Genomic DNA, 13,751 nt, shown 5'->3' with positions numbered 1-13,751 from the left:
GGCATGAACGGTTACTTAACTGACAACCGTCTGTACTGCACGTCGATGGTGAAATCGGTGAAGCCGAGCGACCGATACAACCGCACGGCGCTGGTGTTGTCAGCTTCGACATACAGCGAAGCACTCGTGCAGCCGCGTTCGCTGAGCCTGGCCAGCCCGCGCTCCATCAGCAGGCGCCCGAGGCCCTGGCCTGCGGCATCCGGATGAATGCCAATCACGTAGATCTCGCCTGCGTCAGGTTCCCCGCCACCGGCGTCATCGTCGTCGTCAGGGTCGTCGTCATCGTCGCCGTGGTCCGTGCTCGGCTCGATCTTCAGCCAGTTGTATCCGATCATGCGACCGGATGCATCGCGCGCCACCAAAAAATCGCCGGCGTTGAACCATGACTCGGCTTGTCTGTCTGCCAGGTCGCCCAGGGTGATGGAACCCTGTTCGGGGTGCGAGGCGAAGATCAGCGCGTTGAGGGCGACCCATTCCTCATCGTCGACACCGGGAACGAAAGCGTTGATCGTCACCTCTGGTTTCGCGGAGTTAGCGGCAGCAGGCACACGCAGTGGCGAGAGGCGCAGGTGCAGCAGCGTGCGGGTCGCGACAAAACGGTGGTGTACGGCGAGCACGCGCGCGGCCGGATGATCGCCGTGCGACCATGCGGTCACTTCGCTCGGCAGGTGCGGCAGCAGCAGGCTGAGCGCCGCGTTGCCGAAGCCCTTGCCGCGGCGCTTCGGAATGATCACGAGGTCGAGTTCTGCCGTGTTCTCTCCGCGGCCGACGGCTGCGGCGCCGACGACCTTCGCCGGCTTGGCCGGGTGTGACTCGTCATGGAACAGGAACAGGTATGCCTCGCGGCGGCCCGCCGCGAGGTCGAGCAGTGCCTGCTCGTTGAACGGGGCATAACCGTCGACGGCAGTGGCGGCATCCGCAACGTGTGTGAACTGCGCTGCGACTGCTGGATCGCTGAGATCAGCTGGAGACAGGGCCAGCGACACGCTCGTCGTTTTCTTCCTGCACGTTGAAGCGGTAACCGACGTTGCGCACGGTACCGATGAGGGATTCCTGGTCACCGAGCTTGGCGCGGAGGCGACGGACGTGCACGTCAACGGTGCGCGTTCCTCCGAAGTAGTCGTAGCCCCAGACCTCACTGAGCAGCTGCTCGCGGGTGAACACCCGTGACGGATGCGCGGCGAGGAAGCGCAGGAGCTCGAATTCCTTATAGGTGAGGTCGAGCGGGGTGCCGTGCACCTTGGCCGAATAGTTGGCCTCGTCGATGACAACGCCGGCCGCACGAATAGTGGGGGAGACAGCCATGCGTGAAACGCGGCCGACAGCGAGACGGATGCGGGCATCCACTTCGGCCGGGCCTGCTGAGTCGAGCACGACATCGTCGATACCCCAGTCGGGGCTGACGGCGGTGAGCCCGCCCTCTGTGATCACCAACATAAGGGGGACGGAGATGCCTGTTGTGCGCAGAATCTGGCAGAGCGACTTGGACGCCATGAGGTTGGTGCGGGCATCGACCAGGATCAAATCCGAATCAGGCGCTGTGATCAGCTGATCCGGGCGTGCGGGGATCAGTCGTGTGCTGTGTGAAAGCAAAGCCAGGGCAGGCAGAACCTCATTGTCCACAGCCGAGGTAAGGATTAGTAACTGCGCCACGCGCATCCTCCAAATATCGTGCCCTCATACTACTGTGCCTCAGAATCGGCCTTGAACAGGCAGAATGGGTACGTGAGCAAACACTGGTCTGGCATCGTCGTTGTGTGGGTCCTCGCCGTGATCATTGTGGTGTTGATCGCCGTCTTTTCCACGCCTGAGCAACAGATCGTGTGGACAAGCCTCGGTTTGGCTGGTTGCACGATTGTTACTCTTGCGATTCAAATCGCGCTGGGAGAGAAGGACGGTTACGTCTCCAGGGTCATCGCGAGCCTGGCGGGCGGCGTTGTCGTCTTCGGCATCGCAACAGCATTTTTCGGGATAGCGCAGCTCGGCTGATCCGTGTCTGAGCGCACGTCGGGTTAGAATCGAACCATGTCGCCGCTTGCACTCGAAATCCTCTTCCTAGGGCTACTCGCGCTGGCCAGCCTTGCAATCGTCTGGATCTCCGGAGTGGTTGTGTACAAGCTGTTCAGGGGGCAGCGGTAGTCCATCATGTTTGACCTCCCGGTGGATCTTCCCTCTGAACTCGTTCCGCTGTCCTGGCTTATCGGGGTATGGGAAGGTTCCGGCGTACTCGACTACGCCATCGGCGACACGTCGGTCACCCGTGAATTCGGCCACCGTGTGAGCTTCAGCCACGACGGTCTGCCTCACCTGAACTACAACTCGTACACCTGGCTTGAGCCAGAACCTGACTCTGGGTCAGACGAGAAGATCCCGCTCGCCACCGAGACCGGCTACTGGCGTCTCAGCCGTGAGCGACAGGACGGCGATCCTGGACCCGGAATGCTTCCCGGTGTTGGCGAACGTCCGTTCACCACGGCAGAGGCTGTCGAAACGTTGCGGAACGCAGACGGCGGCTTCGACATCGAAGTGACGCTTGCGCACCCTGACGGGGTGGCAGAGCTCTACCTCGGGCAGGTCAAGGGTCCCCGCATCGACCTGGCAACGGATGCCGTCATGCGCACCCAGGGCGCCAAGCCCTATGCGGCGGCAACTCGCATCTACGGCCTGGTGGAGAACCACCTGCTATGGGCGTGGGACATCGCCGCTCTCGGCCAGGACCTGCGCACACACTCGTCTGGCCGCCTGGCCAGAGCTGACTAACTAAGTTGGATATGGATTCCCCCGACGTGCCTCCTCGTTTCGTGTCACCGCTTCTCGAACTCGACGGCGCTGTCGCCATGGGGGGAGCGGATGCCGGCATAGCCGCGCACTACGGCAACCCGATGATCGAGCAGCGTCACCTGCTCGCCGGTGAGGCTGTCGTTGACCTGTCGAACCGCGGCGTCCTCTCGGTCGTTGGGCCAGACCGGCTCAGCTGGCTGAACTCGCTCACCAGCCAGGCGCTGCTCGGCCTGCCCGTCGGCGAGTCGACCGAGATGCTGCTGCTCGACCCTGCCGGCCACCTTGAGTACGCCGTCCACGTGTTGGACGACGGCGTCGCCACCTGGCTCGTTCTTGAGGCGGCCGAACTGCCTGGCCTGCATGCCTGGTTGTCCAAGATGCGTTTCATGCTGCGCGTCGAGGTGCTCGACCTCACCGATGACTACGCGGTGATCGGCACCATGGCCCGCGATGTCGCCGATGTGCAGCTGATGCCGGCGAGCTCGAATGGAGTACCGCTGGTGTGGCGCGACCCGTGGAGCGGTGTGAACCCTGGCGGGTTCCAGTACGCCCAGGTCGCCGAGCATCCCGGCATCCACTGGAATTGGTCTGAAGTGCTGATTGCTCGCAGCGACCTGCCTGCGCTTCGCGACCGGGTCGCATCCGGTGAAGTTGCCGCGGCTGGCCTGCTGGCCGAGGAAGCGCTGCGAATCGCTGCCTGGCGTCCCCGAGCGGCGACAGAGGTTGACGAGAAGACGCTGCCGCACGAACTGGATTGGCTTCGCACCGCTGTGCACCTGAACAAGGGTTGCTACCGGGGGCAGGAGACCGTGGCCAAGGTGCACAATCTCGGGCACCCGCCGCGTCGACTCGTGATGCTGCACCTCGATGGCTCAGATTCGGTGCTCCCCGTGCACGGAGACGTGGTCGAGGGAACCAGGGTGCTGCCCGGCGGTGAGCCGGAGCGTCGACCTGTCGGTGCGATCACGTCCAGTGCCATCCACTATGAGCTCGGGCCGATCGCGCTCGCCGTGATCAAGCGCACTGTGCCAGCGGATGTCACGCTCTACGTTGAGTCGCAGGGCATCTCGATCGCCGCCAGCCAGGAGATCATCGTGCCGCAGTCAGCCGGAGCGGTCGCGGATGTCCCGCGTCTGCCGCGTCTCGGCGTGCGTCCGCCGACGCGCTAGCTTTTCTCCGCGCTATCCCAGCTGCACCGTGCCAAGCAACGCCGAACCCAGCGGGCTCCTCAGGTACAGCATGCTGTGCCCGTATCGGGTTGAGGTGACAAGCCCAACCTCCCGCAGCGCACGCAGATGCTGGTTCACGGCAGAGGTGCTCACGCCGAAGCGGATGCCGAGCTCCGTCGATGAGGCAGGCGTCGCCAGTGCGGTGAGCAGGCTGGCTCGCGTCTGACCGAGCAGGTGTGCGACGGCACGCGGATTGACCACGCGCTCCGTCTCCCACATCGCTCCCTGCCCGCGGGCCGGGTACATCACCAGAGGGGGTTCATCGAGGTCGACGGGCGCCGAGGCGCGCCGCGTGAACATTGTGGGCACCAACATGACGCCGCGCCCGTCGGCGTGCACTGTCCGGTCAGCAGGCACAGAGGCCAGCTGTACGTCCAACGACGCTCCGTCGAATGACACCGACGAGGAGATGCCATTCAGCATCTCGGCCAAGCCGGTCTGCGCCACCACGCGCCCGCGGTGGGTGATATCCGCCTCCAGAATGGTGCGCATGCGCGGCCAGTGTGGCGCGAAGCAGCTGTCCCAATAGTCGCTGAGCGCCGACACCATGCGACGGATCGCTGCGCGAGGTGGCCCGCTCAACGCGTCGGGCAGGTTGCCATGGATACTCTCAAGCTGGTGGGTGAAGTGAGCAGGGCTGAGCGCGGCCAGCTCGGCGAACTCGTCTTCGACGCGCGTCAGTGGCGATGACGGTCGCGGGTTCAGGAAGTCGGGCGTCCACAGCCGGTCGTTGACGAGGCCGAGCAGCAGGTCGAGGTCAAGACTCTCCCTTGCCTGGCGGGTGCGCGACAGCCACGGAAGCTGGAGCGGGTAGCGTCCAGGGTCTTTCACGGCACGCAGCGACAGCCCGAGTTCGCAGAGCGGCGAGATTCCAAAGCGGATGCCGCCCAGGTCGGCATCACCCAGCTCGTAGCGCAACATGAAGCCATACGCTACATCAATATGCGCCGCCATCACGGTCGTGGGACAAATGGCCTGTGCCACTCACTCCCACTTCAGACCCGGCAACGGGCGTCATCTCCCTTCCTGAACCCCTGGCATCCGCTTCATCCGGCCAACAGACAGGCTTCGTCCGCCGGCTGATGGAGTCCATGTCAGACCCCGTGCTGCGCATCCTGGTGATTGCCACCCTGATCAGTCGAGTGGGCCGCGGCGTCTTCCTCACCGTCACCGTGCTGTACATCACCTTTGTGATCGGACTCTCGGCGGGGGAGGCAGCCACTGTGCTCGGGATATCGAGCGCGGTGGGGGTGGGAACGTCGTACCTGGGCGGGCGGCTCGCCGACAGGTTCAGTGCCAGACGGCTCTTGTTCGGCCTCATGGCCGCAGAGGGCCTCGCGCTTGGCTGCTATCCGTTCGCAGGGGACTTCACGAGTGTGCTGGTCATCGCCTGCGTGGCGTCAGCCGTGGGGAGTGCGTCGAACGCAACGCGGATGGCGATCATTGCCCGCGCATTCGAGGGACCTGCGCGGGTGAGCACCCGCGCCATCCTGCGCACTGTGACGAACGTGTCGATCGCGCTGGGCGCGGCCATCGCCGGTGTGGCACTCCTGGCCGACACCGTTGCCGCATACCAAATCGTCATGGTCGGCGCGGGCGTCGTCTACATCATCGGTGTCATCCCGGTCTGGCGGCTGCCGAAGCGGGTGAATGCTCCTGCTGGGCAGGTTCAGGAGGGCGAGGCGGCACGGCCCGCCGGGCGCTCTCCGTTCCGGGACCGGCGCTACCTGATCCTCACGGCGCTCGCCGCCGTCTTCGCCATGCAGTTCGGCCTGGCAGAGGTCGGGGTCCCGCTGTGGATTGCGCACAACACCGAAGCGCCGACCGCGCTCGTGTCAGTGCTGCTCATCCTGAACACTGTGATCGTGATCGTGTTCCAGATTCCGCTCTCGCGCGGCACCGATGACCTGCGGAAGGCTGGCAAGGTCGTGACGACCGCCGGGATACTGATGGCGGTGGCATCCGTTGTGTACGCGCTGGCCGCCGGGGTCTCTGTGGTGCCAGCGGTCGTGCTGCTCGTGGCGGCGGCTGCGGCCCATGCCTTCGCCGAGGTCTGGTCGCAGGCCGGCACGTGGGGGCTCAGCTTTGAACTCGCCGATCCGACGAACGCCGGGGCATACCAGGGCGTGTTCGCGATGGGATTCGGACTGGGCTCCATGTGTGCGCCGTTCGTCGTGGCGGGGACGGCACTGGCGTTCGGACTGGCGGGCTGGGTTGCGCTCGCCGTGATGTTCCTGGTCTCGGCGCTCGGGATCGCGTTTATCGCGCGGCGAGCGGCGGAGCCTGCGTCGACTGTCGTCGCTTAGCGAGGGGGCAGGGCGCTTTGATCGCGTTTGCCGAAGCTCGGCGAGCATGGCGGAAGGATGCCGACCACGGATGGGGTCGGCATCCTTCTGCAATGGCTCAAGCGGGGAGGAGTGCTGCGCCGCGACGCCACACCTGACGGATGTTCAGAGTGTCGGTGATGTCGGTCGTTGGATCGCCATCGACGAGGAGGAGATCGGCGCGGAGGCTAGGCGCAATGCGGCCACGGTCGGTGAGGCCGAAGCGACGTGCCGTCGTGGCTGTTGCCGCGCGCAGCGCCTGAACGGGACTCAGGCCGGCGCTGACCAACAGCTGGAGCTCGTGGTGCACGCTCGCTCCATGCGCAAGACCGCCGAAAGATGGCACAGGGACAGAAGCATCTGTTCCGACGAGGATATCGACGCCAGCATCGCTGAGCGCTTTTACGCTCGCGAGAACATCATCGAGGTTTCCTTCTGGGTACTTGTTAAAGCTGCTCTTCAGGGTGGCCAGCCAGGCCTCATCCAGCCGAGACGAGACGCGCGGGTCGGCTGCGAAGGCCGCTCCGGTGAGCCCCATCATGGAGGCGTTCAAGACAGCACAGGGGACGACGAACGCACCGGATCGGGCAATCAGCTCGATAACCTCCGGGGTGCTTGGCTGGTCCATGAACAGGTGGGCAAGCCCATCGATACCGGCATCGATCGCCGACACGGTTGCGTCAATCGCCAGCGCGTGAGCAACGGTGAGGAGTTCGAGCCGGTGAGCTTCTGCCACGCCGGCTGCGACGGTGGCGTGGTCAAGCGAGGGCAGGCCAGGGGCGCCTTCGACGGTCCCGTCGTCAATCATGAACTTGATGTAGTCAGAGCCACTCGTAGCGAGCTGCGGGATGAACGCGACCGCTTCTTCCGGAGTAGTTGAAAACGGCATGACAATGTTCGCCCAGGGGTTCTCGCCACCATCCTCAGTCTCGCCACGTTGGGGCATGGACTTTCCCTCGTGGTCGTCACCGTGTTCGTCGCTTCCTTCATGAGAGAACAACTCGCTGGGGTGTCCGCCGGGAGGGGTCAAGCCGAAGCCAGCCGACCGAACGTCTGCGACGCGATCATTGTTCGTGACGGCTTCACGATTGTGCTTGGTGAGTGCACCCTGCATTTCCAGTTCGGTCGTGACACCGAACGTCAGCGCGAGTGCAAGCGATTCGATCGAGGTGTGCACGTGGGCATCGATGAGTCCTGGCATCAGCGTTGCGCCGCTGACGTCGATGATCTCTGCGTCGGACGGGATTTCCCCGCCTACCGAGAGAATCACCGCACCCTCCAGCACCACGGTGGTGTCGGCGAGGACGGTCTCGCCGTCGAAGATTCTGGCGTTGACCAGGGCTGTCTTGCTCATAGTTCGTTCTCCTGTGCTGGTTTGGGTGAGGATCAAAGAACATGTTCTTCACAAACATGTTCGTGATCACCATACCCGGAGAACCCGGTCGTAGCGAACATGTTCGTGATAGATTTGCCGAATGATTGAGTCAACCCGCCCCGTGAGTCGCCGCGAACGACCTGCAAAGCCGCCTCTGACCCGGGCCGGCATCATTGCAGCCGGGGTGTCGATCCTCGAAACCGAGGGAATGGACAAGGTCACGATGCGCCGGATCGCGACCGCGCTCGACACCGGTGCCGCCTCGCTCTACGTCTATGTGCAGAACACCGCTGACCTCCACGCGCAGATTCTCGACGAATTGCTCGCGGACGTGCGGCCTGGCACGTCCGGCCCGTGGCTCGCGCGCCTGATCGATCTCCTCGAAAGCTACGCGGCAGTGCTTTTCGAGCATCCGGAGATCGCCCGGATCTCAATGTCAACCCACACATCGGGCCCCAACTATCTTCGGCTCGTCGACGCCATCCTCGGACTGCTCGAGGAGGGCGGTGTTCCCGCCGGCCAGGCGGCATGGGGCGTCGATCTGCTCTTCGCCTATCCAACCTTCCTGGCTGCAGAACGAGGCTCACGCACCACGGCGCAACGGACCCCCAACCGTGATCTAGCCGACCTCGCTAGCCACATCGCCTCGGCCGATCCTGCAGAACTCCCACACGTCGCCGCCGCCGGTGCCGAGATCGTTGCGGGCACACCCGCCGAACGCCTTCGATGGGGAATCACCGTGCTCATCAACGGAATCACCACAACCGAACGAGCTTAGCCGCGCCTCGGCGTGCGTGCCCCTGGGCGTAGGCTCGCCGCATGGGCAGCCTTTTTACGAACCTGGCAGCTGCGGTCGTCGATGACGCGGCCGCGCAGCGGGTGCGTGTCGACCCGGGCGAAACGGGCCTCACCGCGCGACTGCGGGCTGGCGAACTGGCGACAGACAGCGTGGCGTTCTTTGCCAGTCAGGCGGGACGCCTTCTGGGGCTGCCTCGGATCACTGTCAATCCGCGCAGGGTCGGCGTCAACTTCAGCAGTTTCACCTATCTGAGCGTCGACGGAGTACCTGCGGCGGCCTGGGCTCCACTCAGTGGGTTCTTTGCAACGGATGACGGGTGGGTGCGCACCCACGCGAATTATCCGCACCACCTGCATCGGCTCTGCGCGGCATTCGGTCTTGAAGCGACCGCGAGCCGTGAGGAGTTCGCTGCAGTGCTGGCGGGGATGTCTGCGGCGGATGCCGAGGCCCTGGCCGTCGCTAACGATGCCCTCTGCGTGCGCGTGCGCCGCCCAGAGGAGTTTGCCGACGTGATCGCTCCTGCGCCGCTGCTGGACTGGAACGTGAACGGCGACGGCGTCGGCGACGGCGTCGGCAATGGCGCCGGCGCGGGCGGTGCTGGTGCACGTGGACTGGCCGGGCGGGCGCCGCGCGTGCTCGATCTCTCGCGGGTGATCGCGGGGCCGACGTGTAGCCGAGCGCTCGCGCTGCTCGGCGCGGACGTGCTGCGGGTCGACCCCGTCGATCCGGCGGAGATCGCCGTGCAGCACATCGATACAGGAGCAGGTAAGCGGTCGATCATGCTCGACCTCCGCCGCGATGTGACCCTTCTCGACGGCTTGTTGGCCGAAGCCGACGTTGTGATTCTCGGATACCGCCCTGGCAGCCTCGACCGGTTCGGCCTCGATGAGCGCAGCCTGCGCGAGCGTCATCCGCGCATCGTGACCGCTTCCCTCAGTGCGTACCCGGCGGGCAGTGCCTGGGCGGAACGCCGCGGATTCGACTCGCTCGTGCAGGCAGCTTCCGGGATCGCGGTCATCGAGGGCGGCACCGACAAGCCAGGGTCGCTGCGAGCCCAGGCACTCGACCACGCCACCGGCTATGTGCTGGCGGGAGCGATCTGCGCGGCACTTGCAGATGGCAGGGCGGCACACATTCGAGCATCGCTGGCCGCAACTGCCCAGGCGCTGATCGGACTAGGCGTTGTCGACAACGCTGAGCAGCCACTACCAACGGATGCCGCCGCACTTGCTTCCGAGCTCGAGACCGTTGACAGTGACTATGGCTCGGTGCGCCGTGCTCGCTCAGTGGTCGATATCGCCGGTCGCGAGCAGGGTCCCGTCGTGCGACTGGGGAGTTCGCGGGCGGCCTGGCTTGAGCCGGCCTGAGACACGCGGTCTGCCTGAGAAGGTGTCTGGCTCCAGATGAGCGCGCGTGCGCTGGGACCAACTGCATTATTGAGACTGCGCTATTTAGAACGGCGGGTTCTCTGGCAGTGGTGTGCGGGATTCCCGTAGCTTTCGGAGTAGTGGCGAACGTGCCAGCGAATTCGTGGGCAGCGGATGCCGGGGCAGTGGATCGGGTGGTGCGTTGATCCCGACGTATCCCGTGGGGGTGGTGACGGTGACGCTGCCGTCTGGGTCTCGCTTGTACCGGATCTTCGTCAGCGTCTTCAACCGGTGATCGGATGGGCAGAGCGGGATCAGATTGTCTTCGTTGGTGAGTCCGTGGTCGCGGACCCACTCCTTGAGATGATCGACGTCGGAGCTGACGGCGAGCCGGTTGCAGCCTGTCCGTGCGCAGGTGCCGTACTTCACGGCGAGCCACTCGCGTTGCGCTTTCGTGGGCCGGTAGCGAGTGCGGTCGAAGGAGAGGATCTCGCCGCTGAACGGGTCGGTGCCCACCCGGCGGAACGCCGGGGCATCGATGAAGAGTTGCGCGGCGGTGACGGGGTCGATGGGTCCGTAGCCCTGCAAGACTGCGGGCTGATCGAATGGGACCGGCTGGCCGGCCTGGGCAGCTGGGCCAGTTTGATCGGTTGCACCGGCAGTGCCCGCGTGGTTGAGATGTCCGTTGTGCCCCACTGGGTTCGTGCCACCGAGCAGCTCATGGATGGGGACGAACAGCAGCGGGCGGACCTTCGCCGCGGTCGGGGTGCCATCGCCCGCGAGCCAGCCGGCGAACAGGTCGGTGCGGATCTGTGCCCGGGTGCGGCACCGGTCCCGACCGGTGCCGGCGGCTCGGGCTTCTTTTGCTTCCTTCTTCGCGATCTTCTTCGCGGTGGCATCCAGTCGGGCGTTGATCCGGATGCCGTCCGCGGCGCTGATCACCGCGAACACGGTGCACATGCCGTCGGTGGCCGGTTCAATGATGACGCGGCGGTCAGCCATCGCGCGTGCGTGGCGGAGTTCAGGGGGTTCGGCGAGAAGTCGTTGCTGCAGGGTGCGGGCTTTGCGTTGGAATGCTTCCGGCGTGAGCTCGGTGGCCTTCGCAGCGAGTTCGGTGTCGTAGTGGGCGATCACCTCGGGGTCGGTCAGCCCGGTGAGATGGTTGACGGCGGCGCGGGCCTGCGCGTATCCGGTGTGACCGGCTTGGAACAGTGCCCAGAGCTGCGGCAGCGACTCGGCGAGCACCAACCCTTCGTGGGCCATGGTCCGCACCTGGTCGGGCGAGCGATGCAAACGCAGACTCAGGTCGGTGGCCGCGGTTCGTTCGGCCAGGTCCAAAGCGTCGGGCTCACTCATCCCGCCGGGCGTCAAGTAGATGCTGAGGTTGTTACGGGCCAGACGGATGACCTCCGCCGCCGCCGCTACCTCCACGGCCAACGACTGAGCGGTCGTGGACTGTGCGGTCTCGGCTTTGCGGAGCGCGAGGTTGATCGCGCCGTGTGCGGACTCCGTTCCCGGGCCACCGACATCGCCGACCAGGACCTGCGCTGCAGCCATCTCTTCAGCGACCGCCTCCTCAGTAGCCCGCTCTGCGGCTTGCGTGGCGGCCACTTGCTCCGCGGCCTGCGCTGCGGCATCTTCTGCGGCCTCTTCCTCGGCCTGCTGCACGTCCCATTCGAACACCCACTTCGAGAGCTGCTTCTCGGCATTGGACCAATTAAAGTCCACGGGTCCGCGCGGCGCCGCAGCGAGCCGAACGACGGTCGCCAGGGCGCGGTCGGCGAAGGAGGATGTGGGAAGAGCCGAAGCCGCAGGAAGCGAGGCGGCGGGAAGAGGGCCGGCGGGAAGGGGGCCGGCGGGAAGCGAAGCAGCGGGAAGTGACGCAGCGGGAGGTGACGCAGCGGGAGGTGGGGCAGCGGGACGAGATGCCGCGGGAAGCGAGGAGACCGAGCGCGTGGAGTGTGAAGAGGCGGGAGTGTTCACCGGCCGTTCGGGATGTTCCAGCGCTGGATCCATACCCCAATTCTAGATCAAATGTTCGAAAGAAGCTAGAGGTTTCCTCATTTTACTCGTATAGTTGTGCCCATGAATCGTTCACCGCCGGCACCACGGCACGCCCCGCCTCGGACATCCGTCACCGCAGGCCACGCGACCGAGCAACCGCACCCGCCACCGCAAACCACGGCCGTCCGGCCGTCGAGCACCCTACTTCCAGACGAATCCCTGCGGTTCAACGGATGCCCACGGCACCGTCAGTTCGCCGAGCTTCCAGCGATGCGGCGAGCCCTGCACAGGCCAGCCCTGCGCCTTGAGCGCCATCACGGTCGCCACCCAGCGCTGCTTTGGTCCATAGGCGGCGAGCGGCGACTGGTGCTGCCAGTGCCGGTCAAGGTCGACCAGTAGCTGGTGAATCCGTTCCCCTGGCACGTTCCGGTGAATCAGAATCTTCGGCAGCCGCTCTGCCACGATCGACGGGCGTTCGAGGTCTGCGAGCCGCAGCGAGATGGAGAAGCGCACCGGACCATGGCGAGTGACATCCACCCAGGCGGCGATCCGCCCGATCTCGTCGCAGGTGCCGTCAATCAGCACGCCGTGATGCTGCAACCGCGGTGCCAGCATCCGCCAGGCCGGCACCACCTCTGACTCGTCATACTGCCTGAGCACGTTGAGGGCCCTGATCACCGCGGGCTTTCGTCCCTTGGCGAGCGGCACTTCGAAACCACCGACAGCGAACGAGACGCGCGCATCGGCAGCGAATCCGGTCGTGCCCGCACGCACCTCGGCGAGCTGGTCGTTCGCGCCCTTCACCCGAGCTGGGTCGATCTCGAGACCGAGCACGGCGACATCCGCTCGCTTCTTCGCCAGGCGGTGGTGTAATTCAAGGCTGGTCACGGCGCTCGCGCCATAGCCGAGGTCGACAACAAGGGGATCATCGGTGTGACGGAGGACGGGGAGGTGACCAACCCATCGATCGACGCGACGCAAGCGATTCGTGTTCGTTGTGCCGCGCGTAATGGTTCCAACAGGCATACCTCTATTGTCCACTCGCTAGAGTGGATGACATGTCTGCCCCATACACTCTCATTCTTCTTCGTCACGGAAACAGCCTGTGGAACCAGCAGAACCTCTTCACCGGTTGGGTGGATGTAAGGCTCAGCGAACAGGGCATCACCGAGGCCAGGCGTGCCGGCGAATTGCTCGCCGAAGCGCAGATCCTGCCCGATATCGTGCACACTTCTGTACTGACCCGCGCCATCTCGACGGCGAATCTCGCTCTTGAGCAGGCCGACCGCGCCTGGATCGACGTCAAGCGCTCCTGGCGCCTCAACGAGCGTCACTACGGTGCGCTGCAGGGCCTCGACAAGGCAGAGACCCTCGAGAAGTACGGTCCAGAGCAGTTCCAGCTGTGGCGCCGCAGCTTTGACGTGCCGCCGCCCGAGCTCGAAGCGGATGCCAAGTGGTCGCAGGTCGGCGACCCGCGTTACGCCGCACTCGGCGACGCCGTTCCCCGCACCGAATGCCTGAAGGACGTCATCGAGCGGATGCTGCCCTACTGGGAATCCGACATCTCCGGCGACCTGCGCGACGGAAAGACGGTACTCGTCACCGCACACGGCAACTCGCTGCGCGCCCTCGTCAAGCACCTCGACAACATCTCGGATGACGACATCGCCGAGCTCAACATCCCGACCGGCATCCCGCTCGTCTACAAGCTGGGCGAAGACCTCATGCCGCTCGGCCCCGGCGAATACCTCGACCCTGAGGCCGCCGCTGCTGGCGCCGCAGCTGTCGCGGCACAGGGCAAGAAGTAGAACGACCTAGCCCGTAAAGACTCCGCCCGCCTCCCTTCATGGGGAGGCGGGCGGAGTTGTTTGG

The 13,751-nt window shown here is 65.1% G+C and carries 13 protein-coding genes; 7 read left to right on the top strand and 6 right to left on the bottom strand.

What is annotated here, in order from left to right:
- Positions 1-11 precede the first annotated feature (11 nt).
- A complete protein-coding gene (gene mshD, locus AC25Z0_RS08180) occupies positions 12-986 on the bottom strand; it encodes a mycothiol synthase (protein ID WP_488120727.1) in 975 nt (324 codons plus the stop codon).
- Positions 961-1,653 (bottom strand): winged helix-turn-helix transcriptional regulator, encoded by a 693-nt coding sequence (locus AC25Z0_RS08175; protein WP_488120728.1) that lies wholly within the window; start codon positions 1,651-1,653, stop codon positions 961-963. The genes mshD and AC25Z0_RS08175 overlap by 26 nt, the downstream gene beginning before the upstream one ends.
- 72 nt (positions 1,654-1,725) lie before the next feature.
- Between AC25Z0_RS08175 and AC25Z0_RS08170 the strand changes: the two genes are divergently transcribed.
- The 3 genes from AC25Z0_RS08170 (at position 1,726) to ygfZ (ending at position 3,950) form a co-directional block, all read left to right on the top strand.
- Positions 1,726-1,989 carry a hypothetical protein gene (locus AC25Z0_RS08170; RefSeq protein WP_488120729.1) on the top strand — a complete coding sequence of 88 codons (264 nt, stop codon included), beginning with the start codon at positions 1,726-1,728 and terminating at the stop codon, positions 1,987-1,989.
- Positions 1,990-2,145: 156 nt separating this feature from the next.
- Positions 2,146-2,760, top strand: coding sequence for a heme-binding beta-barrel domain-containing protein (locus tag AC25Z0_RS08165; protein WP_488132845.1), 615 nt, complete (start codon positions 2,146-2,148; stop codon positions 2,758-2,760).
- A gap of 11 nt (positions 2,761-2,771) precedes the next feature.
- Positions 2,772-3,950 (top strand): CAF17-like 4Fe-4S cluster assembly/insertion protein YgfZ, encoded by a 1,179-nt coding sequence (ygfZ, locus tag AC25Z0_RS08160; RefSeq protein WP_488120731.1) that lies wholly within the window; start codon positions 2,772-2,774, stop codon positions 3,948-3,950.
- A gap of 12 nt (positions 3,951-3,962) precedes the next feature.
- Here ygfZ and AC25Z0_RS08155 read toward each other — a convergent pair whose 3' ends face one another.
- Entirely contained in the window at positions 3,963-4,931 is a 969-nt protein-coding gene (locus AC25Z0_RS08155) for an ArsR/SmtB family transcription factor (RefSeq protein ID WP_488132844.1), read from the bottom strand.
- 56 nt (positions 4,932-4,987) lie between these two features.
- Between AC25Z0_RS08155 and AC25Z0_RS08150 the strand changes: the two genes are divergently transcribed.
- Positions 4,988-6,316 carry an MFS transporter gene (locus tag AC25Z0_RS08150; RefSeq protein ID WP_488132843.1) on the top strand — a complete coding sequence of 443 codons (1,329 nt, stop codon included), beginning with the start codon at positions 4,988-4,990 and terminating at the stop codon, positions 6,314-6,316.
- 97 nt (positions 6,317-6,413) lie between these two features.
- On the opposite strand, the gene AC25Z0_RS08145 is transcribed toward AC25Z0_RS08150, so the two are convergent.
- On the bottom strand, positions 6,414-7,688 hold the full coding sequence (locus AC25Z0_RS08145; RefSeq protein ID WP_488132842.1) for an amidohydrolase family protein: 1,275 nt from the start codon (positions 7,686-7,688) through the stop codon (positions 6,414-6,416).
- 121 nt (positions 7,689-7,809) lie between these two features.
- Here AC25Z0_RS08145 and AC25Z0_RS08140 point away from each other — a divergent pair, with 121 nt between their 5' ends.
- Both AC25Z0_RS08140 and AC25Z0_RS08135 read left to right on the top strand, forming a co-directional pair.
- Positions 7,810-8,487, top strand: a complete 678-nt coding sequence (locus AC25Z0_RS08140; protein ID WP_488132841.1) for a TetR/AcrR family transcriptional regulator — start codon at positions 7,810-7,812, stop codon at positions 8,485-8,487.
- 41 nt (positions 8,488-8,528) lie between these two features.
- Positions 8,529-9,875 (top strand): CoA transferase, encoded by a 1,347-nt coding sequence (locus AC25Z0_RS08135; protein WP_488132840.1) that lies wholly within the window; start codon positions 8,529-8,531, stop codon positions 9,873-9,875.
- A gap of 84 nt (positions 9,876-9,959) precedes the next feature.
- On the opposite strand, the gene AC25Z0_RS08130 is transcribed toward AC25Z0_RS08135, so the two are convergent.
- Both AC25Z0_RS08130 and AC25Z0_RS08125 read right to left on the bottom strand, forming a co-directional pair.
- Complete coding sequence (locus AC25Z0_RS08130; protein ID WP_488132839.1) at positions 9,960-11,891, bottom strand: HNH endonuclease signature motif containing protein; 1,932 nt, start codon at positions 11,889-11,891, stop codon at positions 9,960-9,962.
- A 189-nt stretch (positions 11,892-12,080) separates the two neighbouring features.
- Positions 12,081-12,905 (bottom strand): class I SAM-dependent methyltransferase, encoded by an 825-nt coding sequence (locus AC25Z0_RS08125; RefSeq protein WP_488132838.1) that lies wholly within the window; start codon positions 12,903-12,905, stop codon positions 12,081-12,083.
- Between the two features lie 32 nt (positions 12,906-12,937).
- Here AC25Z0_RS08125 and AC25Z0_RS08120 point away from each other — a divergent pair, with 32 nt between their 5' ends.
- A complete protein-coding gene (locus AC25Z0_RS08120) occupies positions 12,938-13,687 on the top strand; it encodes a phosphoglyceromutase (RefSeq protein ID WP_488132837.1) in 750 nt (249 codons plus the stop codon).
- The last annotated feature ends 64 nt before the right edge of the window (positions 13,688-13,751 follow it).

This window comes from Leifsonia sp. Y862, assembly GCF_057669585.1.
The sequence above is the reverse complement of the archived record's forward strand: the minus strand, read 5'-3'. Positions and strand labels throughout refer to the sequence as shown.